Annotated in this window: 21 protein-coding genes and 1 pseudogene; 12 read left to right on the top strand and 10 right to left on the bottom strand. The window is 72.4% G+C overall.

Features of this window, described 5'->3' with window-relative positions; genetic code table 11:
* Positions 1-14: 14 nt before the first annotated feature.
* From E2E34_RS36405 to E2E34_RS12570, 4 genes are all read left to right on the top strand, one after another.
* Positions 15-920, top strand: a complete 906-nt coding sequence (locus E2E34_RS36405; RefSeq protein ID WP_138901979.1) for an NTP transferase domain-containing protein — start codon at positions 15-17, stop codon at positions 918-920.
* Positions 917-2,332: a molybdopterin molybdotransferase MoeA gene (locus E2E34_RS12580; protein WP_244315679.1), complete on the top strand. Its 1,416-nt coding sequence runs from the start codon at positions 917-919 to the stop codon at positions 2,330-2,332. Before E2E34_RS36405 ends, E2E34_RS12580 begins: the two co-directional genes overlap by 4 nt.
* 20 nt (positions 2,333-2,352) lie before the next feature.
* Positions 2,353-3,426 carry a potassium channel family protein gene (locus E2E34_RS12575; RefSeq protein ID WP_138901981.1) on the top strand — a complete coding sequence of 358 codons (1,074 nt, stop codon included), beginning with the start codon at positions 2,353-2,355 and terminating at the stop codon, positions 3,424-3,426.
* 225 nt (positions 3,427-3,651) lie between these two features.
* Complete coding sequence (locus E2E34_RS12570; protein WP_138901977.1) at positions 3,652-4,632, top strand: NAD(P)H-quinone oxidoreductase; 981 nt, start codon at positions 3,652-3,654, stop codon at positions 4,630-4,632.
* A gap of 178 nt (positions 4,633-4,810) precedes the next feature.
* Here the strand turns inward: E2E34_RS12570 and E2E34_RS12565 are convergent, their stop codons facing one another.
* The 6 genes from E2E34_RS12565 to E2E34_RS12540 form a co-directional block, all read right to left on the bottom strand.
* Complete coding sequence (locus tag E2E34_RS12565; protein ID WP_138901976.1) at positions 4,811-5,350, bottom strand: bacterial proteasome activator family protein; 540 nt, start codon at positions 5,348-5,350, stop codon at positions 4,811-4,813.
* Positions 5,351-5,445: 95 nt separating this feature from the next.
* Complete coding sequence (locus tag E2E34_RS12560) at positions 5,446-8,292, bottom strand: FtsX-like permease family protein (RefSeq protein ID WP_138901975.1); 2,847 nt, start codon at positions 8,290-8,292, stop codon at positions 5,446-5,448.
* Positions 8,289-9,056, bottom strand: coding sequence for an ABC transporter ATP-binding protein (locus tag E2E34_RS12555; RefSeq protein WP_189715829.1), 768 nt, complete (start codon positions 9,054-9,056; stop codon positions 8,289-8,291). The genes E2E34_RS12560 and E2E34_RS12555 overlap by 4 nt, the downstream gene beginning before the upstream one ends.
* A 66-nt stretch (positions 9,057-9,122) precedes the next feature.
* Positions 9,123-9,833: a PadR family transcriptional regulator gene (locus tag E2E34_RS12550; protein WP_138901974.1), complete on the bottom strand. Its 711-nt coding sequence runs from the start codon at positions 9,831-9,833 to the stop codon at positions 9,123-9,125.
* Between the two features lie 94 nt (positions 9,834-9,927).
* Positions 9,928-10,590, bottom strand: a complete 663-nt coding sequence (locus E2E34_RS12545) for a hypothetical protein (RefSeq protein ID WP_138901973.1) — start codon at positions 10,588-10,590, stop codon at positions 9,928-9,930.
* 182 nt (positions 10,591-10,772) lie between these two features.
* The gene (locus E2E34_RS12540; protein WP_138901972.1) at positions 10,773-12,464 is read right to left on the bottom strand and encodes a protein kinase domain-containing protein; all 1,692 of its coding nucleotides are present in this window, start codon (positions 12,462-12,464) and stop codon (positions 10,773-10,775) included.
* 327 nt (positions 12,465-12,791) lie between these two features.
* Between E2E34_RS12540 and E2E34_RS12535 the strand changes: the two genes are divergently transcribed.
* Positions 12,792-14,369 carry a protein kinase domain-containing protein gene (locus E2E34_RS12535; RefSeq protein ID WP_138901971.1) on the top strand — a complete coding sequence of 526 codons (1,578 nt, stop codon included), beginning with the start codon at positions 12,792-12,794 and terminating at the stop codon, positions 14,367-14,369.
* A 10-nt stretch (positions 14,370-14,379) separates the two neighbouring features.
* Here the strand turns inward: E2E34_RS12535 and E2E34_RS12530 are convergent, their stop codons facing one another.
* From E2E34_RS12530 to E2E34_RS12520, 3 genes are all read right to left on the bottom strand, one after another.
* The gene (locus E2E34_RS12530) at positions 14,380-15,393 is read right to left on the bottom strand and encodes a phosphotransferase (RefSeq protein ID WP_138901970.1); all 1,014 of its coding nucleotides are present in this window, start codon (positions 15,391-15,393) and stop codon (positions 14,380-14,382) included.
* A 23-nt stretch (positions 15,394-15,416) separates the two neighbouring features.
* Positions 15,417-15,842 carry a pyridoxamine 5'-phosphate oxidase family protein gene (locus tag E2E34_RS12525; protein ID WP_138901969.1) on the bottom strand — a complete coding sequence of 142 codons (426 nt, stop codon included), beginning with the start codon at positions 15,840-15,842 and terminating at the stop codon, positions 15,417-15,419.
* 63 nt (positions 15,843-15,905) lie between these two features.
* Positions 15,906-16,583, bottom strand: a complete 678-nt coding sequence (locus tag E2E34_RS12520) for a response regulator (protein ID WP_138901968.1) — start codon at positions 16,581-16,583, stop codon at positions 15,906-15,908.
* A gap of 325 nt (positions 16,584-16,908) precedes the next feature.
* Between E2E34_RS12520 and pdhA the strand changes: the two genes are divergently transcribed.
* From pdhA to E2E34_RS12490, 6 genes are all read left to right on the top strand, one after another.
* Complete coding sequence (gene pdhA, locus E2E34_RS12515; RefSeq protein ID WP_138901967.1) at positions 16,909-18,057, top strand: pyruvate dehydrogenase (acetyl-transferring) E1 component subunit alpha; 1,149 nt, start codon at positions 16,909-16,911, stop codon at positions 18,055-18,057.
* Between the two features lie 3 nt (positions 18,058-18,060).
* Entirely contained in the window at positions 18,061-19,041 is a 981-nt protein-coding gene (locus E2E34_RS12510) for an alpha-ketoacid dehydrogenase subunit beta (protein ID WP_138901966.1), read from the top strand.
* 14 nt (positions 19,042-19,055) lie between these two features.
* The gene (locus E2E34_RS12505; protein ID WP_138901965.1) at positions 19,056-20,486 is read left to right on the top strand and encodes a dihydrolipoamide acetyltransferase family protein; all 1,431 of its coding nucleotides are present in this window, start codon (positions 19,056-19,058) and stop codon (positions 20,484-20,486) included.
* Between the two features lie 123 nt (positions 20,487-20,609).
* Entirely contained in the window at positions 20,610-21,620 is a 1,011-nt protein-coding gene (locus tag E2E34_RS12500; RefSeq protein ID WP_138901964.1) for a VOC family protein, read from the top strand.
* A 260-nt stretch (positions 21,621-21,880) separates the two neighbouring features.
* Positions 21,881-22,975: an LLM class flavin-dependent oxidoreductase gene (locus E2E34_RS12495; protein ID WP_138901980.1), complete on the top strand. Its 1,095-nt coding sequence runs from the start codon at positions 21,881-21,883 to the stop codon at positions 22,973-22,975.
* Positions 22,972-23,577, top strand: a complete 606-nt coding sequence (locus E2E34_RS12490; RefSeq protein ID WP_138901963.1) for an FMN reductase — start codon at positions 22,972-22,974, stop codon at positions 23,575-23,577. The genes E2E34_RS12495 and E2E34_RS12490 overlap by 4 nt, the downstream gene beginning before the upstream one ends.
* A gap of 199 nt (positions 23,578-23,776) precedes the next feature.
* Here E2E34_RS12490 and E2E34_RS12485 read toward each other — a convergent pair whose 3' ends face one another.
* Positions 23,777-24,196, bottom strand: a complete 420-nt coding sequence (locus tag E2E34_RS12485) for a hypothetical protein (RefSeq protein ID WP_138901962.1) — start codon at positions 24,194-24,196, stop codon at positions 23,777-23,779.
* A 250-nt stretch (positions 24,197-24,446) separates the two neighbouring features.
* On the opposite strand from E2E34_RS12485, the pseudogene E2E34_RS12480 reads away from it, so the two are divergent.
* Positions 24,447-24,887, top strand: a pseudogene (locus tag E2E34_RS12480) (hypothetical protein); the annotation flags it as partial.

Genomic DNA, 24,887 nt, shown 5'->3' with positions numbered 1-24,887 from the left:
CGCATACTCGGGGCATGACCACGACCGCGTACGACGCCATCGTGCTTGCCGGAGGGGCCGCCAGGCGGCTCGGCGGGGTGGACAAGCCCGGTGTGCGCGTGGGCGGGCGGACGCTGCTGGACCGGGTCCTGGGCGTGTGCGGCGGAGCCGGTACGACCGTCGTCGTCGGCGGGCGGCGGGCGACTGTGCGCGCCGTCGAGTGGGCGCGGGAGGAGCCGGCCGGGGGCGGGCCGCTGGCCGCGCTCGACGCCGGGGTGCGGCGCACCAACGCCGAGAGCGTGCTCGTACTCTCCGCCGATCTGCCGTTCGTCCGGCGTGCGACGGTGCGGCGCCTGCTGGACGCCCTGGCGGGCGACGGCGTGGAAGCGGCGCTGCTCGTGGACGCGGCCGGGCGGGACCAGCCGCTGGTCGCCGCCTACCGCGCCGAGCCGCTGCGCCGTGAACTGGCCCTCCTCGCCACCGAGCACGGCGGTCTCGCGGGACTGCCGCTGCGGCTGCTCACCCACGAGCTGGCCCTGACGCGCGTGAGCGCCGGGGCGCTCGACTCCTTCGACTGCGACACCTGGGAAGACATTGCCGCCGCCCGGTCGAGGATCAGGGAGCATGGACACGTGCTGGATGAATGGATGACCGCAGTCAAGGACGAACTCGGCATCGAACTCGATGTCGACATCAACGTCCTGCTCGACCTCGCCCGCGACGCCGCGCACGGTGTCGCCAGGCCCGCAGCGCCGCTCACCACCTTCCTGGTCGGCTACGCGGCGGCGCGGGCGGGCGGCAACGGGCCGGACGCCGTCGCCGAAGCGGCCCGCAAGGCCGCCGCTCTGGCCGCCCGTTGGGCCGCCGAGGCGCAGGACGAGGCCAAGGGCGCGGGTACGGGCGAGGGCCCGGGGCGCCGTGCGGAAGACGGCGCCGGGTGAGCCAGGAGGACCGCGACGTCGACGAGGCGCTCGCCCTCGTCAGCCGGGCGACAGAGGCGAGGGGCGCGGCAGCTCAGGCGCAGGCGCCCCACGCGGCGGGTCCCGGCGCCGAGCCGGACCGGGGCGGTGGTGGGACCGGTCGGACCGGACCGGCGGCCGCTTCGTCCCCGTCCCCGGCCCGTAGCCGGGCCACGCCGTGGAGCGAGGCCCGGGCGGTCGCCGCACGGGCCGGTGGCGCGGGCGCGCCCCGCACGCGGCGGGTACCGCTCGCGCGGGCTCTCGGGCAGGTGCTCGCGGAGCCCCTGCGCGCCCTCACCGATCTGCCGTCCTTCGACACGTCCGCGATGGACGGCTGGGCGGTCGCCGGGCCGGGGCCGTGGTGGAGCGTCGGCGAAGGCGGCCAGGTGCTGGCCGGGCACGCCGGGCCCGCAGCGCTGGCCGACGGTGCGGCCGTACGCATCGCCACCGGTGCGCGGGTCCCGCCCGACGCCACCGCCGTGATCCGCAGTGAACACGCCCGGCTGGACGAGGCACAGGCGCGGCTGTACGCGCGTCGTGAGGTCGTCCAGGGGCAGGACATCCGCCCGCGCGGCCAGGAGTGCCGTACCGGCGACCGGTTGCTGCCGGCCGGGGCCCTCGTGTCGCCCGCCGTGCTCGGGCTCGCGGCGGCCGCCGGGTACGACGAGCTTGACATCGTGCCCCGGGCCCGCGTCGAGGTGCTCGTCCTGGGCGACGAACTGCTGGACGAGGGGCTGCCGCACGACGGGATGGTCCGCGACGCCCTCGGCCCCCTCCTCGCCCCCTGGCTGCGAGCCCTGGGCGCCGAAGTGCTCGCCACCCGGCACCTGGGCGACGACGCCGACGCGCTCCACCGGGCCGTCACCACCTCCGAGGCCGACCTCGTCGTCACCACGGGCGGCACGGCGGCCGGCCCCGTGGACCACGTGCATCCGATCCTGCGCGAGGCGGGCGCCGAACTGCTCGTCGACGGCGTCGCGGTGCGGCCTGGCCACCCGATGCTGCTGGCGCGCCTGGGCGGGGGCGCCGAGGGCCGGTACCTGGTCGGGCTGCCCGGCAATCCGCTCGCGGCCGTGTCCGGCCTGCTGACCCTGGCCGAGCCGCTGCTGCGCGCCCGGGCCCAGCGGCCGGCTCCCGCGCCGTACTCCTCGCCCGTGCGGGACGCGGTGAACGGCCACCCGCACGACACCCGGCTCGTTCCGGTCGTCCACCGCGCGGGCGGTGCGGACGGGAACGGACCCGAACAGGCCGTGCCCCTGCACTACAACGGTCCGGCCATGCTCCGCGGCATCGCCGCCGCGGACGCTCTGGCCGTTGTCCCGCCCGGCGGCGCACGGGCCGGCCAGCACCTCGAAATCCTCGAACTGCCCTGGACAGAAGGACGTTTCACGTGAAACTTCCCGGCCAAGACGCGATGGCCAGGCACGCCGACGAGCACCTCGTCACCGCTCGGATCAAGCTGCCGCGCCGAGTCGTCGACCGCCCGCTGCGCCAGGTCGGCAAGCGGCTGCTGATGGCGCTGGGGGTCCTGGTGCTGACGGTGCTCATCGTCTACCTCGACCGCGCCGGCTACCACGACAACGCCGACGAGAACCTGTCCCTGCTCGACGCCGTGTACTACTCCACCGTCACCCTGTCCACCACGGGTTACGGCGACATCGTGCCGCACAGTGACAGCGCCAGGCTCATCAATGTGCTGGTGGTGACGCCGCTGCGCGTGCTCTTTCTGATCATCCTGGTCGGCACCACTCTCGAGGTCCTCACGGAACGGACCCGGGAGGAGTGGCGGCTGAACCGCTGGAGGGCCCACTTGCGCGACCACACCGTCATCGTCGGATTCGGCACCAAGGGCCGTTCCGCGATCCAGACCCTGGCCGCCACGGGGCTCAGGAAAGAGCAGATCGTGGTCGTCGACCCGAGCGCGAAGGTCATCGAGGCGGCCAACGCCGACGGGTTCACGGGCGTCCTGGGCGACGCGACCCGCAGCGACGTACTGCTGCGCGCGGAGGTCCAGCGGGCCCGCCAGATCGTCATCGCGACCCAGCGCGACGACACGGCGGTCCTGGTCACACTCACCGCACGGCAGCTCAACCGGGGCGCGAAGATCGTCGCCGCGGTCCGCGAGGAGGAGAACGCGCCGCTGCTGCGCCAGTCGGGCGCGGACGCCGTCATCACCAGCGCCAGCGCCGCCGGGCGCCTCCTCGGCCTGTCCGTGCTCAGTCCGAGCGCCGGCACGGTGATGGAGGACCTGATCCAGCAGGGCAGCGGCCTCGATCTCATCGAGCGGCCGGTGATAAAGGCCGAGGTGGGGCGGAACGTACGGGAGACCGAGGACCTGGTGGTCAGCGTGCTGCGCGGACACCGGCTGCTCGGGTACGACGACCCGGAGGCCAGCCCGCTCCAGCTGACGGACCGGGTGATCACCATCGTGCGCGCCTCGCCGGGTGCCACGAGCGCGGGGGACATGCGGGTGACGCTCCCGGAGTGAGCGCCGTCCGGCGCGGGCGCGGCGGTCGGGGGAACGGCGGAGAGCGCCTTTCGGCGACGGCCGGGCCGGTGATCGCGGTTGGGCCGGGCCGGTGACCGCCGTCGGGTCGGCCGGTGAGCGCCGTCGGCCGGCCGGTGGCCGCCGGCGGGTGCTGCCGGGACCGATTCGGGCGGAGTGACCGGGCAGCCGGAGTGGTTCGCTCCGCTGCGGAGTAGCCTCGCGGCCATGTATGCGATCACGATCCCTGAACCCGGTGGCCCCGAGGCGCTCGTATGGGCGGAGGTCCCCGATCCCGTACCCGGCGAGGGCGAGGTCCTCGTCGAGGTTGTCGCGAGCGCCGTCAACCGCGCCGACCTGCTGCAACGTCAGGGCTTCTACGACCCGCCGCCCGGCGCCTCCCCGTACCCCGGTCTCGAGTGCGCGGGCCGCGTCGCCGCGCTCGGGCCGGGGGTCTCGGGCTGGTCCGTGGGCGACGAGGTGTGCGCGCTGCTGACCGGCGGCGGGTACGCCGAGAAGGTCGCCGTACCGGCCGGGCAGCTGCTGCCCGTGCCCCCCGGCATGGACCTCGTCACGGCGGCGTCCCTGCCCGAGACCACCTCGACGGTCTGGTCGAACGTCTTCATGATCGCCCACCTGCGGCCGGGCGAGACGCTGCTGCTGCACGGCGGCGCGAGCGGCATCGGCACCATGGCGATCCAGCTCGCCAAGGCGGTCGGCGCGCGGGTCGCGGTCACGGCCGGCGGCCCGGAGAAGCTGGCGCGGTGCGCGGAGCTCGGTGCGGACATCCTCATCGACTACCGCGAGCAGGACTTCGTGCAGGAGCTGCGCAAGGCCACCGACGGGGCCGGCGCGGACGTCATCCTGGACATCATCGGGGCCAAGTACCTGGACCGGAACGTGAAGGCACTCGCCGTCAACGGCCGCCTCGCGATCATCGGGATGCAGGGCGGTGTGAAGGGCGAGGTGAACCTGAGCGCCCTGATGAAGAAGCGCGCCGCGATCACGGCGACGACGCTGCGGGCCCGCCCGCTCGGCGAGAAGGCGGCGATCGTCGCGGCCGTGCGGGAGCACGTGTGGCCGCTGATCAGCGCCGGCCGTGTGCGCCCGGTCGTGGACCGCGTCGTCGCCATGGCGGAGGCGGCGGAGGCCCACCGGGCGCTGGAGGCGGGCGGGCACGTCGGCAAGATCCTGCTGACGGCGGGCTGAGCGACGGCTCGACGAACGCGGAGGAGGCCCGCACCGCCGTCCGGCGGTGCGGGCCTCCTGTCACTCCAGTGCGCGGCGCGGTCCGGCGCCGGCCGGTCCGGTCACGCACGGTCGTTCTCGCGTCCCGAGGCCGGTCAGGGCCCAGCGGCCGTGCCCACGCCCCGAAGCCGGTCAGGACCTAGAGGTACGGGCCCGAGCGCACCGGCCCGTGGCCGTCCTCCTGGCCGTCCTCGTCATGCCCCGAGCCGGGCGGAAGCGCGCGCCGCATCTGCTCCAACTGCGCCCGCGCCGCCATCTGCTGGGCGAACAGGGCCGTCTGGATGCCGTGGAAGAGACCTTCGAGCCACCCCACCAACTGGGCCTGCGCGATCCGCAGTTCCGCCTCGGAGGGAATCGCCTCGTCCGTGAACGGCAGGGAGAGCCGCTCCAGTTCCTCGACGAGCTCGGGCGCCAGCCCGTCTTCGAGCTCCTTGACCGAGCTGGCGTGGATGTCCTTCAGCCGTACCCGGCTCGCCTCGTCGAGAGGAGCCGCCCGTACTTCCTCCAGGAGTTGCTTGATCATGCTGCCGATGCGCATGACCTTGGCGGGCTGTTCGACCATCTCCGACACTGGCACCTCGCGCGACTCGTCGTCCGCGCCGCCGAGAGCCATTCCGTCCTGTCCTACGACCAGGACGTGGGGACTCTCCTGCGACCGTTCACTCCTCGGCATCTCCATGCGGCCATTCTCTCGTACACGTGCGTCACCACACGGTGTGCCCCCGTACAGGGGTGATCCACCCTGTACGGGGGCACGGGAAACAACCGCCGGGCTCAGCCCGCCGCGCGCCGCGCCACCGCGGTGCGGGAGCGGGTCACGAGCGCGGCCAGCAGCGCCGCGCCCACGGGTACGGCGACGAGCAGCACCGCGAGGGTCTCCCACGGGACGACGATCGGGACGTACGGCACCTCGTTCATGCCGCCCATTCCGCCGGCCACGGCCTCCTCGTACCACTTGAGCTGTTGGCGTTCCTCGGTCAGCCGCAGCCCGATCGCGGGCAGCACGCCCGCCGCCGAGCCGAGCACCACGCCCATCGCGGCGACCACCCCGCACTGGAAGCCGCTCAGCGTCCTGCGAACCCGCGGGGGCGCGCCGACGGCGGCGAGGGTCTTCAGGTCGGGCTCGGCGTCGGTCTGGGCGAGGCCCGTGGCGATGCCCGCGGCGCCGATGGTGACGAGCCCGGCGAAGACGGCCAGGGCCAGCAGCTCGATGCTGTTGTCGCTGGTGTACCCCTTCTCGACGTACAGGCCGCCGTCGGTGCCGAGGGTGTCGAGGGCCGCTTCTAGCTTTTGCTGCTGGGTGCTGTCCGGCAGTGCGTCGGTCGAGAAGTACGCGCCGACCGGGGCGGTGATGAGCCCGGCGGCCTTCGCCGCCCCCTGGGGGAGCACGACCTTGATTCCGTACCCCTCGGCCGACTTCGACGCCTGGTGCACGGGGAAGGACTTGATCTCGCCGGGGGCGTCCTCGCCCTCGCGCACCATCCGATCGGCCTTGTCGATGTCGGTGATCAGCTTGATGCCGACCTTCCCCTTCTCGACGTTGCGCCGGTCGAAGGAGACCGCCTTGCCGCTCTTGAGCGCGTCCGCGGCGGCCGGGTCGTCGACCGCGAGGACCGACAGCAGCTTCTCGTCGGCGACCAGGACGTCGTACTCCGCGTAGTGTCCGCTCTCCTCGCAGCGCCAGTCCTCGGACAGCTTGCGCCGCTCGGCGGGGGGAATCTCCTTGGCGCCCGGAAGGTTCTCGGCCCACAGGGCGCAGCGGTTCTTCACGGGCGTGAAGATCTCGTACCGCCCGCAGCCCTTGGCGTCGCTGTAGGGCAGGCAGTTGGCGTTGCCCACGGCGATGCGGGCGACGTCGGCGCGCTCGTCGACAGGGAAGTGCTTCTGGACCGCCGCGCGGATGTCCGGCACGTCCCGTCCGCCGCCCTCGCCGTCCATCACCGACACCACGCCGTAGGGGAGCCGTGCGCTGTACTCGGCGCGCTGCTGGACGTCGTCGCTGGCCGTGTACGTCGCCACCGCGACGGTGCCCGCGACGGCCGCCAGCACGGCGGCGACGGCGGGGGCCGTACGGCCCCGGTTGCGGACGGCGTCGCGCAGGGCGAGGCGCGGCGACAGTGGCAGCCACCGGCCGAGGCGGCCGAAGAGGCCGACCAGGGCGGGGGTGAGGGCGACGATGCCCAGCTCGGCGAGGGCGCTGCCGCCCGCGACGACGGTGACGTTGTCGCTGGCGCTCGCGCCGTACAGGGTGATGGTGATGCCCAGGCCGGCCGCGACGAGGCCGATGACGGGCAGGACGCGGCTGGAGCGGCGGACCCCGCGGCGGCCGGTCAGCGAGGCGAGCACGGACTGCCGGGACGAGGTGATGGCGGGAACGATCGCGGCGAGCAGGCCGGTCAGGACGGCGAGCGCGCCGATGCCGAGCAGTTCCAGGGGCCGGATGTCGAAGCTGCCGAACCGCTTGCCCATGTAGTCCTCGAGCAGCGGCCGCAGCACGAAGGTGAGGAGCAGGCCGAGCGCGGTGCCCACGACGGCCGCCGCGACGCCGATGACCAGGCCGCCGGAGAGCACGATGGCGCGGATGTGGCGGCGGTCGCCGCCGTTGGCGCCGACGAGGCCGAGCTGGCGGGCGGAGCGGCGGGCGCCGACCGCGAACGCGGGTCCGGCCAGCAGGCAGATCTCCAGCATGGCGAGGCCGACGACGGTGGCGACGACGGCGAGCGCCGCGGCGTCGGACGCCGCGCTCTGGCTGTAGTCGCCTCCCCAGCCCTTCTTCTGGAAGAGCGGTACCTCGGAGTCGGCGGGCGGGTCGAGGGCGACGGCGCGCGAGACGACCACGACGCCCTGGCTGTTCGCCTTCTGGACCATGTTCCACGTGAAACCGTCCTGGCCGACGGAGACCAGGTGGGTGCTGCTGGTCTCCGTGCCGGGGAGGTCGTCGGCCTTCAGGGCCTTGTCGAGGGGCGCGAGGAAGGTGCCGGGCGGGGCCAGGACCTCATCGGCCTTGAGCGAGTCGGGAAGTTCGTACGAGCCGACGATCCGGTACTCGGTGGCGAGCCCCCGGGCGGTGACCGTCGAGCCGATCTCCAGGCCGCCGGACTCCAGGAAGTGCGTGGTGGCGGCGATCTCGCCGGCCTTCTCGGGGAAGCGGCCCTGGTCCAGGGTCAGCATGCCCCGGGTCATCGGGTCGGTCGCGTCGAGCTCGTGGATCACGGTGTTGAGCAGGCCGTGCTTGGTACGGAGTTTGCCGCTGCCGTTCGCGTCCTTGAGCGTCTTGGCGCCCGCCGGGAAGGCGGCCGGGACGTCACCGGCGCCCTCGGGCCACGGGTCGTTCTCGCCGTAGTCCTTCGCCGGCGCGGAGCTGGTGCCGTCGGGGGCCTGGTGGATCGCCACGCCGCCCATGCCCGGGTCGCTCATCCGGGCGTCGGCCGCGCCCAGGTCGCGGTCCATCTGCTGCTCGGCGGACAGCTCGGCGCTGCGCAGGGTGAGGTCGACGGCGCTGACGCCGAGGATCGGCAGGGCGATCATGGCGAGGACGAGGGCGCTGCGGCCCTTGAAGCGCCAGGCGTCGCGGCGGGCGATGCGCACCGCGGCCACCCATGAGTGGTACCAGCGGTTCACTGTGCGGCCGCCTGCCCGGAGAGCAGGGAGTCGGCCTGGCTGCGCAGGGTCTCGTCGACGACGGAACCGTCCCGCAGGAAGACGACGCGGTCGGCCCAGGCGGCGAAGCGCGGCTCGTGGGTGACGAGGATGCCGGCGGCGCCGGCGTCGCAGCGGGCGCGCAGCAGCGCGAGTACGGACTCGCCGGTCTCGGAGTCCAGGGCGCCGGTCGGCTCGTCGGCGAGGACGAGGCGGCGGTCGCCCACGAGCGCGCGGGCGATGGCCACGCGCTGCTGCTGGCCGCCGGACATCTCGTCGGGGAAGCGGTCGGCGAGCTGGCCGAGGCCCATCTCCTCCAGCGCGGCGACGGCGGTGACGCGGGCCTTGCGGGCCGATACGCCGTCCAGTTCGCGGGGCAGGGCGACATTCTCGGCGGCGGTCAGGGCCGGTATGAGGTTGTAGTCCTGGAAGACGTAGCCGATGCTGCGGCGGCGCAGGGCGGCGAGTTCCTTGCGGCCGACGGTCGTGATGTCGGTGCCTTCGACGACGACGCGGCCCGAGGTGGGGCTGTCGAGGCCGCCCGCGATGGTCAGCAGGGTGGACTTGCCCGAACCGGACGGTCCCATGACGGCGACGAGTTCGCCGGGGAAGACGGAGAGGTCCACGCCGCGCAGGGCGTGCACTTCGGTGGCGCCGCTGCCGTGGACGCGGGTCAGCTGTTCGAGCTGGAGCACGGGCTGCTGTGACGGTTGTGACTGGTGCGCCTCGTGTGACTCGTGAGGCATGGATCCGGGCATGGCTTCAGGCATGGAGAGGTCCCCCCTGGGACGGGATGGTCGTGCGACGCGGGCTTATCGCCGGGCGCTGCGAGCTGAGGAAGGGGTACGAGCGGTTCCGTGGTCGGTGGTGGTACGGGCGGCGGGGGCGCCGGTGACGTCGGTGGCTGCCGGACCCCGGGAGTCCGCCGGGCCGGGTGTCGCGGCCGGCGTGGCGTTCCCGGCTCTGCGCGCGGCCGCGGCGGAGAGCCGGGCGAGCCGTGACTCGGAGTGGTCGAGCCAACGGGCCTCGGCCTCGGTCTGGAAGATCAGCTGTTCCAGGACGAGCAGCCAGGCGACGTCGTCGCGCCCCTTCTCGCCGTCGGCGCCCTCGACCGCGACGAGGGCCTGGGCCTTCAGCCGGGTGTAGTCCTGCATGGCCCGCAGGGTCGCGTGTCGCTGGGCCTGGATGACGGCCCGGATGTCGACGCCGGGGGCGCCGACGGCCATGGCGAGCTTGATGGCCAGCTCGTCGCGGGGCGGACTGGCCCGGTCCACGGGGCGCCCGAACCAGCTCCTGAGCTCGCCCCGCCCGGCGTCCGTGATTGCGTAGAGCGCGTGGCCGGCATCGTCCTCGCCGTCCTGGACGACCATGCCGTCGCGTTCGAGGCGGCCCAGGGTCGTGTAGACCTGGCCGACGTTCAGGGGCCAGGTGGCGCCGGTGCGCGACTCGAACTCGGTGCGCAACTGGGAGCCGTACCGGGGCCCGTGCTCAAGGAGGGCCAGCAGCCCGTGGCGGATCGACATACTGAGTATGTATACCGAGTATGCCGGTGCCTGGCCAACCGCCCTGAGAAGGACTTCGCGCGTAGGTCTTGAGGGGGACGCCGCCGTACGCGCGTCAGCCGCGGCGCAGTCGCAGCCCGAGGAACCCGAGCCCCAGCCCCATCAGCGTCAGCCCGGCGCCCAGCGGCAGCACATGGACGCCCAGCGGGTCGGACTGCGCCACGACCTGCTCGGACCCCTCGGGCGCGGCGCCCGGCGGCCGGTCGGAGGGCGGAACGGCGGGTTCCTGGCCGGCCTCGTCGAGGGCCTCCTCGTGTACGTCCCACGACTCGGGCGCGTACGACTCGCGGGGGGCGGCCGGGGAACTCGCCGGCGCGGAGGCCGAGCCGGACGCGGAGGCGCTCGGCGAGACCCCCGCGCTGCCCGACGGACTCGCGGAGGCGCTCGGCGACGCCTTCTCGTCGGCCTCCTCGTCCCCGCCCGGCTCAGCGCTGCGGGCCGGGGGCCGTCCCGGCCGCCTGCGCCCCTCCCCGGCGGGCCGGCCCGCGAGGCTCTCGGCGGGCGAGGCGGTGGAGGCGGCGGGCCGCTCGGGCCGTTCGGGCCGGTCCGGCGCCGCGACGCCCGGCAGCAGGTCGCGCTCACCGCCGTCGCCCGGGGGAGTCGTCGCCGAGGGCGTGGACATGTGCGGCGGCCCCGGGGGGCGCTCGTCGGCGTACGCCCCCGAGGCCGGCAGGGCCAGCAGTGCGGCCACCCCCACCGCGGCGAACCGGACAGCCATGGGCCTTGCCTCCTGAGCCGAACGCGCCGGACCACGGTGTGATCCGGACCACTGGGAACAACAGGCCCAGCGTCACATGCCGCCACATGTCCGGCACCCCAGGTCACACGAAAGGGGCCCGGTACGCCGTCGGCGCACCGGGCCCCTTCCCACGTCCGTTCCGTACCGGGAGGCCGTTCGGCCTAGTCCGTGGGCGGGTTGCCGGTCGAGATCTCGACCTCGATCGTGGCGTCGTCCTCGTCCACGTCCGAGCCGGCCTTGGGGAACTGGTTGACGACCAGGTCCTCACCCCAGGTGGCGTTGTCGACCCGGCTTTCCTTGATCTTCCACCCGGCCGCCCGGAGGCACGCCTTGACCGAGAGGACGTCCTTGTAGAGGAAGCTCGGTACGACGACCTTCTCCGGGTCCGTCAGCGACTCCCTGCCGGGCGAGCAGTCGGTGGTCTTCATCGTCCGGGTGCGGTCCGGGCCCCGGTAGCCGGGCTTCGCCGCCGCCTGGCTCTGCGGGGGGTCGTCGGTGCCGGTGTTCTGCGCCGGCGGGTCCTCCTTGAGCGAGAGGGCCGTGACCACCCCGCCGATCGCGAGCAGGACGACCACGATCGCGCCCACGAGCACCGGCATGTTGCGGCCGGACCCGCCACCGGAGTTCGGCGCGCCCTGGGGCGACATCGGGTACGGCGGCGGCGTGTGCCCGCCCTGGTGCTGGCCGCTCGGGTGCTGTCCACCCTGGTACTGGCCGCTCTGGGGCTGCATCCCGTGCGTCGCGTACGGCGCCGGCGTCGGGTAGCCGTAGGCGGGCTGGTTCGTGCCGGGGCCGGGGGCCGGTGTGTGCGGCGCGTACGGGCCCGGCGGCGGCGTGGAGGGCTGGTACGGCGTCTGGACGCTGCCGCTCTGCGGGTAGCCCGCCTGGTCGACCGGCGGGAAGACGGCGGAGCCGACCCCGGAACCGCTCTGCGACGGAGCACCGGTGATGATCACCGGCGCGGCCCCCGTCTGGCCCGACCCCGAGATCCGCGCGATCTCGTCGCGCATCGCCTCGGCGCTCGGGAAGCGCTCGTTCGGGTTCTTCTTCAGCGCCCGCGCCACCAGGGCGTCCACCGCCGGCGGCACGGACCGGTTGATCGAGGAAGGAGCCACCGGCTCCTCCTGGACGTGCGCGTACGCGATGGCGAGCGGCGAGTCCGCGTCGAACGGCAGCCGCCCCGTCACCAGCTGGAACAGCATGATGCCGACCGAGTACAGGTCGGAGCGCGCGTCCACCCCGCGCCCCAGCGCCTGCTCGGGGGACAGGTATTGCGGAGTGCCGACGACCATGCCGGTCTGCGTCATGGAGGTGACGCCGGACTGCATGGCCCGCGCGATGCCGAAGTCCATGACCTTGACGACGTCGCGCTTGCTCATCATCACGTTGCCGGGCTTGATGTCGCGGTGGACCAGGCCCATCTCGTGGCTGGTCTCCAGCGCCGCCAGCACATCGGATGTGATCTTCAGCGCTTTGTCGGTCGGCATGGCGCCGTGCCGCGTGATGTCCGCCTGGAGCACGGAGCCGAGCGGCTGCCCCTCGACGTACTCCATGACGATGTACGGCATCAGGGCGCCGTCCAGCTCGTCCTCGCCGGTGTCGAAGACCGAGACGATGTTGGTGTGGGACAGCTTGGCGACCGCCTGCGCCTCGCGCCGGAAGCGCTCGCGGAACGACTGTTCGCGGCCGAGTTCCGTGTGCAGCGTCTTGATGGCGACCTGGCGGTCGAGGGCGGTGTCGTACGCGAGGTACACCGACGCCATGCCGCCTTCTCCGAGCAGGTCGCGCAGCTGGTACCGCCCGCCCGCGACCGAGCCGCCCGCGTAGCGGCCCTGTCCGCCGTCCTGGCTCATGACTGTGCTTCCCCCTCAGCGCAAGATTTACGGGCCAAGTCTGCCCGAGGGCACTGACACGTCAAGCGCGATGCCCGTTCCGTGACCGTACGCGCAAGAAGCGTCGCGCAAGCGTTACAGCGCGGGTGCGGCCCGGGTCGCGCACGGGTCCGGAATTTGCACGGGTACATCGGCAACGGGTTTGATGGCCGGTCCATCTCGAACCGGAGCGTCGCGCGGAGGCTGTAGCGTGACGTGGCGGAGCTCCTCGAGGCGCACGCCTTGAGACGTTGAGGCCCATGAGGACGACCGCGGACGCGGCGCGGACAGAAACGACGGCGAGGACTGATGGCACCCGAACCCGAGGGAAGCGGCGGCGGAGTGTCGGACGCCCCGGAATCATGGGGTATGGGCGGATTGGTCGGCGATGGTCGCTACCGGCTGACGCACCGACTCGGCCGCGGCGGCATGGCGGAAGTGTTCGCCGCCGAGGACGTACGGCTCGGCCGTACCGTCGCGGTGAAGCTGCTGCGCTCCGACCTCGCCGAGGACCCGACCTCCAAGGCCCGCTTCACCCGCGAGGCACAGTCGGTCGCCGGCCTGAACCACCACGCGGTGGTCGCCGTGTACGACTCCGGCGAGGACCAGGTCGGCGGCAGCGTCGTCCCCTACATCGTGATGGAGCTCGTCGAGGGCCGCACGATCCGCGAGCTGCTCCAGAACGCCGAGGCCCCGGGCCCCGAGCAGGCGCTGATCATCGTCTCCGGCGTGCTGGAGGCGCTCGCCTACAGCCACCAGCACGGCATCGTGCACCGCGACATCAAGCCCGCGAACGTGATCATCACGCACAGTGGCGCGGTCAAGGTCATGGACTTCGGCATCGCGCGCGCCCTGCACGGCGCCCAGTCGACCATGACGCAGACCGGCATGGTCATGGGCACGCCCCAGTACCTCTCCCCCGAGCAGGCGCTGGGCAAGGCCGTCGACCACCGCAGCGACCTGTACGCGACGGGCTGCCTGCTGTACGAGCTGCTCGCCCTGCGGCCCCCCTTCACCGGTGAGACGCCGCTGTCGGTGGTCTACCAGCACGTGCAGGACATCCCCGTACCGCCGTCCGAGATGTCGGACGTGGCCCCGCCCGAGCTCGACGGGCTCGTCATGCGCTCCCTCGCCAAGGACCCGGACGACCGGTTCCAGAGCGCGGAGGAGATGCGCGGGCTCGTCCAGTACGGCCTGTCCATGCTCCAGGAGCAGGGCAGCCACACCGGCATGTGGAACACCGGCCCGGTGGAGATGCACGAGGGCGGCCACACCCCCGTCGGCGGCACCTACCCGACGACGGCGATGGGCCACCCGTCGCACGGTGACACCTCGCAGATGCGGGCCGGCGGCGCGATGCTGCCGCCGATGAACCCGGACGACGGGGCGTACGACGGCGGGAACGGCGGCAACCGGGGCGGCCGCGGCAAGATGTGGATCTTCGCGGTGCTCGCGATCATCGCGATCACGGCGGGTGTCGCCTTCGCGGTGAACAAGGCGGGCGGCAACGGCGCCGAGGAGAAGAAGGACCCGCCGAAGGTCTCCGAGTCCTCGCCGAAGCCGGAGAAGACGCCGTCCGAGAAGCCCTCGGACGACGAGGAGACCTCGCCCGGCACCGACCCGGGCACCTCCTCGACCGGCGGTCAGCAGCCGAGCTGGAAGCCGTCCGACATCCCGCCGAACACGCCGAGCAACACCCCGTCGCACACGCCCAGCGTCACGCCGTCGAGCCCCGCCCACACCGACCCGGGCACGACGACCGACGGCGGCACCACCGACGGCGGCACGGACGCCGGTGGCACCACCGACGGCGGCACCGACGTCGGCGGGACGGACGCGGGCGGCACCGACGTCGGCGGCACCGACGCGGGCGGCACCACTCCCTGAGCCCCGCCGCTCACCCGGCGAAGGCCTCGCACACCGCCTCGTACTCCTTCGTCCACCACACCGCCAGGGCCGACGCCGCGGGAAACTGCGGGTCGGCCCTTCGGTCGTGCCGCTGGTAGCGCCAGCGCAGTATCCAGAAGTCGTTCAGCCGCTCCCACCACACCCGGTGCACGGCGGCCGCCACCTCGTACGCCCCGGCCCCGGCGGCCCGCCGGTACGCCGCCGCGTACGCCCGTACCTTCGCCAGCTCCAGCGCGCCGTCCGGCCGTACGAAGAAGATCGCGGCGGCCCGGACCGCCTCCTCCGCGCGCGGCTGCACCGCGAGCCGGTCCCAGTCGACGATCGCGGCGGGCTCGGCGCCCCGGTAGAGCAGGTTCAGCGGATGGAAGTCGCCGTGCACCCACCCGGTGGCGGGCTCGGCGACCGGCGGGGGCCGCCGGTGCGCGTGCCGCTCCAGGAGCGCGCGCCGCTCCACCAGGCGGTGCTCGGCCAGTACGTCGAAGGCGTCCCGGGGCCGGTGCCCGCGTGCCAGCGTCAGCAGCTCGTCGATCAGCGCGTAGGTGTCGGCGGGGTCGGCGCAGTCGTGCGTACGCCGGTCCGGCTCCTCCATGACCCGGTCCAGGCAGGTGTGCACCAGCCCCAGCAGGGCGCCCAGGCGCCGTGACTCCACCGTCGTCAGCTGGGCCCCGTCCCGGTGGCGGCCCTCCACCCAGGGGTGCAGGGCGTAGCAGCGGCCGGCGATGACGGTGACGGTGCCGCCGTGGGTGTCCTCGACGGGCGGGGCGACGGGGACGCCGAACGCCTGGAGGTGGCGGGTGGCGCGGTGCTGGCGCCTGATGGTCTCGCGGTCGCCGTCGAGGTGGTGCTTGAGGAAGTAGTCACCGCGCGTGGTGACGAGGCGGTAGCCGTGGTTGAGCAGGCCCTGGGCCACGGGTTCGCAGGAGAGCGGGTCGCCCGCGTCGCGGTAGCGGCGCAGCAGGTCGCCGACGGGCGGCGGAGGAGCGAGTACAGATGAGCGGGGCACCCGCCAGATGTTAGATCACCGCGTCACAGAGCGTACTCGTACCGTCGCTCGGGGGCGCTGTTGAGGGTGTGCGCGGTGACGAGCCGTGGCTCTATCCGTATGTAGACGGGGTTGAAGGGCTCGCCGTCGACGGAGTGCGGGCCCCGGCCGAAGAGTTCCAGTTCGGCGGCGTCCGGCTCGAAGAGCTCGGCGGTGCCGGTGCACTGGACCGCCCACAGGGTGCCGCCGGCGGGCGCGCGCGGGTCGAAGTTGTCCGCGCCGTACGTGACCACGCTGCCGTGGCAGGCCTGGTGGTGGTTGAACCCCGCGTGCATGCGCAGCAGCACGCGCCCCTGTGCGACGACGTGGCGGGCGACGGCGAGGAAGGGCAGCGCCCGCATGCTGGTGGCGACTCGGCCGTAGGGGACGCGGCGGAGGAGTTCGATGGCGCGGAGGTCCTCGGTGGGCATGCGATTCACTGTCGGTCACCGGGTGGGACCGGGAAAGGGACGGAAGTCCCGAAACGTACGTGGTCAGCGTCTCTCTTCGGCCTGCTTGCGCGCCACGTACGCGGCGGCCTGCGAGCGGCGCTCCATGCCCAGCTTGGACAGCAGGCTGGAGACGTAGTTCTTGATGGTCTTCTCCGCGAGGTGCAGCCGCTCACCGATGACCCGGTTGGTCAGGCCCTCGCCGATCAGGTCGAGGATCTTCCGTTCCTGCTCGGTGAGGTTCGCGAGCCGGTTGTCGCCGTCGGCGCCGCCGTTGCCGCCGGCGTTCCCCGACCGCAGGCGCTCCAGGACGCGGGCGGTCGCCACCGGGTCGAGCAGCGACTTGCCGGCCGCCACGTCGCGTACGGCCGTCAGCAGCTCATTGCCCCGGATGGCCTTGAGGACGTATCCGGACGCACCGGCCATGATGGCGTCGAAAAGTGCCTCGTCGTCGGCGAACGAGGTGAGCATCAGGCATTTGATGTCCTCATTCAGCGAACGGACTTCCCGGCACACCTCGACGCCGCTTCCGTCGGGCAGCCGTACGTCGAGCACGGCCACGTCCGGACGGGTCGCAGGGATCCTGACCAGGGCATCTCCCGCTGTGCCGGCCTCGCCGACCACCTCGATGTCGTCCTCGACGGAGAGCAGTTCGTGGACGCCGCGCCGGACGACTTCGTGGTCGTCGACCAGGAATACGGTGATTTTTCCTTCTTCGGGCACGCCGTCATCCTCACACAAGAACTCTTCCCGTGTCGTGGGTCGCCGGGATAACGTGCCCCTGTTCCGGCGGCCCGCAAGGCTGTGACCAGTGGTTGTTCCCGAATTCTTCGATTTACTTGGATTTCCAAGCAAAATCGCAGGTCAAATGGGGTTTCGCAGTTATGCGAAGCACTGGGTAACGTGCCTTTGGCAGGGCGTTTCGCCGGGGCACCTGTCACACCTGTTCCGGCCGAGTCGCACCCACCCCGTGCACGAGGACGCAGGCAGGTGAGCCGCACTGGTCACCGGCAGACCCCGGGGGCCGGACAGACGGAGGAGCACGCACGTGACCGTGGAGAGCACTGCCGCGCGTAAGCCGCGACGCAGCAGCACCAAGCGCGTCAGCGCCAAGAAACCCCAGCGATCCGAGCCGGAGCTCGTACAGCTGCTCACCCCCGAGGGCGAGCGGATCGAGCACCCGGACTACTCGATCGATCTCACCCCGGACGAACTGCTCGGCCTGTACCGGGACATGGTCCTGACCCGTCGCTTCGACGCCGAGGCCACCGCGCTCCAGCGCCAGGGCGAGCTGGGCCTGTGGGCCTCGCTGCTCGGCCAGGAGGCGGCCCAGATCGGCTCCGGACGGGCTCTGCGTGACGACGACTACGTCTTCCCGACGTACCGCGAGCACGGTGTCGCCTGGTGCCGGGGCGTCGACCCGACCAATCTGCTGGGAATGTTCCGTGGCGTGAACCACGGTGGCTGGGACCCCAACACCAACAATTTCCATCTGTACACGATCGTGATCGGCTCGCAGACGCTGCACGCGACCGGGTACGCCATGGGGGTCGCCAAGGACGGCGCGGACTCCGCGGTCGTCGCGTACTTCGGCGACGGCGCGTCCAGCCAGGGCGATGTCGCCGAATCGTTCACCTTCTCCGCGGTCTACAACGCCCCGGTCGTCTTCTTCTGCCAGAACAACCAGTGGGCGATCTCCGAGCCCACCGAGCGCCAGACCCGCGTGCCGCTCTACCAGCGCGCGCAGGGCTTCGGCTTCCCGGGCGTGCGGGTCGACGGCAACGACGTACTGGCCTGCCTGGCCGTGACCCGCGACGCGCTGGAGCGCGCCCGCCGGGGCGAGGGGCCGACGCTGGTCGAGGCCTTCACGTACCGCATGGGCGCGCACACCACCTCCGACGACCCGACGAAGTACCGGGCCGACGAGGAGCGCGAGGCGTGGGAGGCGAAGGACCCGATCCTGCGCCTGCGCACGTACCTGGAGAAGCAGGGCTTCGCCGACGCGGCCTTCTTCGATGGTCTCGAGGCGGAATCGGAGTCGCTGGGCAAGCGGGTCCGCGAGGCGGTGCGGGCGATGCCCGACCCCGATCAGATGGCGATCTTCGAGAACGTGTACGCGGACGGTCACGCCCTGGTCGACGAGGAGCGGGCGCAGTTCGCCGCGTACCAGGCGTCCTTCGCCGAGGAGGGCAAGTAAGTCATGGCCGTACAGAAGCTCCCCCTCGCGAAGGCGATCAACGAGTCGCTGCGCACCGCCCTGGACACCGACCCCAAGGTCCTGATCATGGGCGAGGACGTCGGCAAGCTCGGCGGCGTCTTCCGTGTCACCGACGGCCTGCAGAAGGACTTCGGCGAGGAGCGGGTCATCGACACCCCGCTCGCCGAGTCCGGCATCGTGGGCACCGCGATCGGCCTGGCCCTGCGCGGCTACCGCCCGGTCGTGGAGATCCAGTTCGACGGGTTCGTCTTCCCGGCGTACGACCAGATCGTCACGCAGCTCGCGAAGATGCACGCCCGCTCGCTCGGCAAGATCAAGATGCCGGTCGTCATCCGCATTCCGTACGGCGGCGGCATCGGCGCGGTCGAGCACCACAGCGAGTCGCCGGAGGCGCTGTTCGCGCACGTCGCCGGTCTGAAGATCGTCTCGCCGTCCAACTCCTCGGACGCCTACTGGATGATGCAGCAGGCCATCCAGAGCGACGACCCGGTGATCTTCTTCGAGCCGAAGCGGCGCTACTGGGACAAGAGCGAGGTCGACACCGAGGCCATCCCCGGCCCGCTCCACAAGGCGCGGGTGGTCCGCGAGGGCGCCGACCTGACGCTCGCGGCGTACGGCCCGATGGTCAAGGTCTGCGTCGAGGCGGCGGCCGCGGCCGCCGAGGAGGGCAAGTCCGTCGAGGTCGTCGACCTGCGGTCGATGTCCCCGATCGACTTCGACACCATCCAGACGTCGGTCGAGAAGACCCGCCACCTGGTCGTCGTCCACGAGGCCCCGGTCTTCTACGGCTCGGGCGCCGAGATCGCCGCCCGCATCACGGAGCGGTGCTTCTACCACCTGGAGGCGCCGGTGCTGAGAGTGGGCGGCTTCCACGCGCCGTACCCGCCGGCGCGCCTGGAGGAGGAGTACTTGCCGGGACTGGACCGGGTACTCGACGCCGTCGACCGCTCGCTTGCGTACTGAGGAGAGCCGTGACGATGACTGAGACATCCGCTCCCGCCGCCGACACGGCGCGCTTCCGCGAGTTCAAGATGCCCGATGTGGGCGAGGGTCTGACCGAGGCCGAGATCCTCAAGTGGTACGTCCAGCCGGGCGACACGGTGACCGACGGCCAGGTGGTGTGCGAGGTCGAGACGGCCAAGGCCGCCGTCGAGCTGCCCATCCCGTACGACGGCGTGGTGCACGAGCTGCGCTTCGGCGAGGGCGTGACGGTCGACGTCGGCCAGGTGATCATCACGGTCGACGTGGCACCGGGCACGGCGGCCGCCGCGCCCGAGGCCCCCGCGCAGGTCCCGGTGGCGGAGCCCGAGCCCGCCCCGGAGCCGGAGGAGGCCAAGCCCGCCGCCCGCCAGCCGGTGCTCGTCGGGTACGGCGTCTCCGAGGCGTCCACCAAGCGCCGCGCCCGCAAGGGGGCGGCGGCTCCCGAGGCCGCCGTCGCCGCCGCGGTCCAGGCCGAGCTCAACGGCCACGGGCACACCGCCCCGGCGTCGCGCCCGCTGGCGAAGCCGCCGGTGCGCAAGCTCGCCAAGGACCTGGGTCTGGACCTGGCCGCGATCACGCCGACCGGCCCCGACGGGATCATCACCCGCGAGGACGTCCACGCGGCGGCGGCGTCCGCCGTACAGCCCGAGCCGGTCGCCGCACGGCCCGAGCCGGCCGCGGCCGAGGCCCCGGCGGTCGCTCCGGCCGAGGCCGTCGGCGGTGCGGCCCGTGAGACCCGTACCCCCGTCAAGGGCGTACGGAAGGCCATCGCGTCGGCCATGGTGAACAGCGCGTTCACCGCGCCGCACGTCACGGAGTTCATCACCTTCGACATCACCCGCACCATGAAGCTCGTCGAAGAGCTGAAGTCCGACAAGGACATGGCGGGCCTGCGCGTGAACCCGCTCCTCCTGATCGCCAAGGCGCTCCTGGTCGCGATCAAGCGCAACCCGGACGTCAACGCGTCCTGGGACGAGGAGAACCAGGAGATCGTGCACAAGGAGTACGTCAACCTGGGCATCGCGGCGGCCACCCCGCGCGGCCTGATCGTCCCGAACATCAAGGACGCCCAGGCCATGACGCTGCCGCGGCTCGCGGCGGCGCTGGGCGAGCTGGTGACGACGGCCCGCGAGGGCAAGACGTCACCGGCGGCGATGCAGGGCGGCACGGTGACCATCACCAACGTCGGCGTCTTCGGCGTCGACACCGGTACGCCGATCCTCAACCCGGGCGAGTCCGCGATCCTCGCGGTCGGGGCGATCAAGCTCCAGCCGTGGGTGCACAAGGGCAAGGTCAAGCCGCGCCAGGTCACCACGCTCGCGCTCTCCTTCGACCACCGCCTGGTCGACGGCGAGCTCGGTTCCCGGGTGCTGGCCGATGTGGCCGCGATCCTGGAACAGCCGAAGCGCCTGATCACCTGGGCCTAGGGGCTCACGCCCTCCGTGGATCGGGTGCCGCCGACGGCGGCACCCGATCCACGCGCCTCCCCCCAACTCGCCCTTTCCGACAACTCGGTGGCCCGGGCGGGACCCAGCGGGGACAGTGAGGCCATGACGTCTCTCGTACATCACGTGACCATCGACTGCGCCGACGCCTACAAGCTCGCCGGCTTCTGGGCCGAAGTTTTCGGCGTCTCCATCTCCGACGACGACGAGCCCGGTGACCCCGAGGCGCTCGTCGAGGCCCCCGGCGGCGCGGCGCTGCTCTTCGTCGCGGTGCCCGAGGCCAAGAGCATCAAGAACCGCCTCCACCTCGACCTGATGCCGGACGACCGCACCCGCGACGAGGAGGTCGAGCGCCTGCTCGCCCTCGGCGCGACCCTCGTCGCCGATCACCGCAGGCCCAACGGGCGGGGCTGGGCGACGCTGGCCGATCCCGAGGGCAACGAGTTCTGCGTGGAGTGCGGCGCCGCCGAGCGCGCGGCGCTGAGCGGCACCCGGCTGCCCGTCACCGCGGACGACGTGACCACCGCCGTACGCCTGGCGGTCGACACGCTCGGCGCGTTCCCGCCCGGCACCTGGACGACTCCGGCCGGTTCCCTGGAGTGGACCTGCTGGGAGACGGTCGAGCACATGAGTGACGACCTCTTCTCCTACGCGGTCCGACTGGGTCCGCGCAATCCGCCGCTCGCCGGCAGCGTGCCCTACCGGTCGTCCCGCGCCCGTGAGGGCGGCCCGGCGAGCAGGGTCTTCGCGGACCCCGCCGCCGGCCCCTCCGGACTGCTCCAGACGCTGGAGGCGAGCGGCGCTCTGCTCGCGGCGATGGTGCGCTCGGCCTCTCCGGACCTGCGCGCCCACCACGCGTACGGGATCTCCGACCCGGAGGGCTTCGCCGCGATGGGCGTCGTGGAGACGCTCGTCCACACCCACGACGTCGCCGAAGGGCTCGCCCAGCCCTGGACGCCGCCCGTGGACCTGTGCGACCGGGCCCTGGCCCGGCTCTTCCCCGACGCCCCGGCCGACGAGGACCGGTGGGCCGTCCTGCTGTGGGCCACCGGCCGCGCCGATCTGCCGGGCCGCGACCGGGTCACCTCGTGGAAGTGGCACAGCGCGCCGCTGTAGCGACTGCCGGTGGGAGAGCCGGGTCGCGGTTGCCGTCGCGATCGACCGGCCCGGTTCTCCCACCCCGGGCCGGTCGACGGCTCGGGCCTGGGCCGAACCCGGCATTCGCCCCGTTTTCACCGCTCACCGGCAGGTGCGGCAAGCGCCGTCCGCCGGTCTCCGCCCGCGTGCCGTGACGTGGAATATCCCGGCGCACCCCACCGTTGGCGTGGTTGTTAAACTTTCAACGACACCGCAGGACCGCCTTGGAGGTGAGCGCGTTGCAGTTCGGGATCTTCAGCGTCGGAGATGTGACGACCGACCCGACCACCGGCAGGACGCCGACGGAGCACGAGCGCATCAAGGCCATGACGGCCATCGCGCTCAAGGCCGAGGAGGTCGGCCTCGACGTCTTCGCGACCGGCGAGCACCACAACCGGCCCTTCGTCCCCTCCTCGCCCACCACCATGCTCGGCTGGATCGCCGCCCGCACCGAGAACATCATCCTGTCCACGTCCACCACGCTGATCACCACCAACGACCCGGTGAAGATCGCCGAGGACTACGCGATGCTCCAGCACCTGGCCGACGGCCGGGTGGACCTGATGATGGGGCGCGGAAACACCGGACCGGTCTACCCGTGGTTCGGCCAGGACATCCGCCAGGGCATCCCGCTCGCCGTCGAGAACTACGCCCTGCTGCACAGGCTGTGGCGCGAGGACGTCGTGGACTGGGAGGGCAAGTTCCGTACGGCCCTCCAGGGCTTCACCTCGACCCCCCGCCCGCTGGACGGCGTACCGCCCTTCGTCTGGCACGGCTCCATCCGCAGCCCGGAGATCGCCGAGCAGGCGGCGTACTACGGCGACGGCTTCTTCGCCAACAACATCTTCTGGCCCAAGGACCACTTCAAGCGCCTCATCAACCTCTACCGCGAGCGCTACGCCCACTACGGCCACGGCACCCCGGACCAGGCGGTCGTCGGGCTCGGCGGGCAGGTGTTCATGCGGAAGAACTCGCAGGACGCGGTGCGCGAGTTCCGTCCGTACTTCGACAACGCGCCGGTGTACGGGCACGGGCCCTCGCTGGAGGAGTTCACCGAGCAGACCCCGCTGACCGTCGGATCGCCGCAGGAGGTCATCGAGAAGACCCTCACCTTCCGTGAGAGCTTCGGCGACTACCAGCGCCAGCTCTTCCTCATGGACCACGCCGGACTCCCCCTCAAGACCGTGCTGGAGCAGCTCGACCTGCTCGGCGAGGAAGTGGTCCCCGTACTCCGCGAGGAGTTCGCCAAGAACCGCCCGGCCCAGGTGCCGGACGGCCCCACCCACGCGGCGCGTGTCGCCGCCGCGCTCGCCCAGGAAGAGGTGACGGCATGAAGCTCGTGGTCGTAGCGGCGGGCCTGAGCGTGCCCTCGTCGACCCGGCTCCTCGCGGACCGGCTGGCGGAGGCGACGCGCACGTCCCTCGGCGACGCCGAGGTCCGCGTCGTCGAGGTGCGGGAGCTGGCCACCGCCATCGCGAACCACCTGGTCACCGGCTTCCCCGGCCCGGCCCTCGCCGACGCGATCGACGCGGTCACGGAGGCGGACGGCCTGATCGCCGTCACCCCCGTGTTCTCCGCCTCGTACAGCGGCCTGTTCAAGTCGTTCTTCGACCTGATCGACAACACCGCCCTGGCCGGCAAGCCGGTCCTGATCGCCGCGACCGGCGGCACGGCCCGCCACTCCCTGGCGCTGGAGCACGCCATGCGCCCGCTCTTCGCCTACCTGCGGGCGCTGGTCGTGCCGACGGCGGTGTACGCCGCCTCGGAGGACTGGGGCTCGGAGGGGACCGCCCGTACGGACGACCTCCCGCGCCGCATCGAGCGGGCGGGCGCCGAGCTGGCCGACCTGATGGAGTCGCGGGCGCGCACCCGCCGGCCCGCCGACGAAGCGGTGCTGCCGTTCGCGCAACAGCTCGCGGCGCTGCGGACCGGCTGAGCGGCTGACGGGCTGACCGGTCCACGGGACGGCCAGGTCCGCCCACACCACCTTGCCGACGTCCGGGACTCCGAGGTCACCGACGGCCCGCAGTCGGCGGTCGCGCCCGGCTCCCGGGCCGCGTTCGTCTCGTACGCCCGCGTCTGATCCGGACGGTTGCCTGTGGGCCTTCGGGACCCGGTCGTGGTCCTGAAGGCCGTCACGCTCCCTGCGGCGTCGCGCCGAACTGTCCTCGGCGTTGCGTCATGGTGGCGACGGCGGCTGTGAAGGCGGCGGTCACGGTGAAACTCCCGATCATGACCATCCCCACGCCGACCACGAAGAGGCCGCTGGAGTCGTCCGACCAGTCGTAGAAGGCCGCGGCGGTCAGGCCGAGCGGGACGCCGAGCATGGCGGCGGCGAGGTGGTGCCGGGAGGCCGCCCAGTACGCCGGCGCGAGCAGCGTCAGCGCCAGCCCGATCACCTGCCATGCCTCATACGGTCCGGTCGTCGTCCCGTCGGGATGCACATCGCGGTGTTGATCCCAGCCCAGCCAGCCGGCCCACGCGGCCATCGCCAGTACGGCGGGCGCGAGGGCGGCCAGGAGATGGGTGGCGGGTTCCGGCAGTCGCTGTCTCATGGCCACAGCGTTCCGTCTCAGCGGGTGGCCGGGCAGAGCGTACGTACTCAGCCGTGGTGAGTACTCCAGCCGACGGCTCCGTCGCCTCGGGTGGGCATTTCCCTGGGCATATGCGGGAGTTGGGCATGGTGCGGTACGGTGACCGAGTCATCACGCTTCGTGTCCGTCCGGACACGGGGCGGTCCCCGGCGGTGCTACCAACACCAAACCGAGGACCTTCACCATCAAGGACTTACAAGGAGTCCCGAGGATGCTTCGGCATGCTATCGCGCCTCTCCGGCGCTACACCAAGGCTTCGCACGACATCGTGCAGCACTCGCGTCTGAACAGCGACGCGAAGATCCTGCTTCTGTACGTACAGGGACTCCCCGAGGGCGCGACCGAGCGGCCGCTGAGCGCGCACGCGGAGCGGCTCGGAATCAAGGGCCGGGCGTACCAGAAGGTCAAGCAACTCCTCACCGCCTGCGGGTACTTGCACGAGTGGCGGCACCAGAACGAGCGCGGCCGGTGGGTGACGGACCAGCTCCTCGCCAACGTCCACCTCACCACCGAGGAGGCGGCGGCCGTCCGGGACGGCGGCGTACCGAGTACGCACACGCGGACGGTCGGTGAACCAGAGCCTCGGGTGGCCGGTGACTACCCTCCGGGGGACAAGAACGAGGAGAAGAACACCCCCACCCCACCCCCCGAC

It is taken from the genome of Streptomyces albidochromogenes (genome assembly GCF_005981925.1).
Classification (GTDB): domain Bacteria; phylum Actinomycetota; class Actinomycetes; order Streptomycetales; family Streptomycetaceae; genus Streptomyces; species Streptomyces albidochromogenes.
This window is presented reverse-complemented; position numbering and strand designations above follow the sequence as displayed.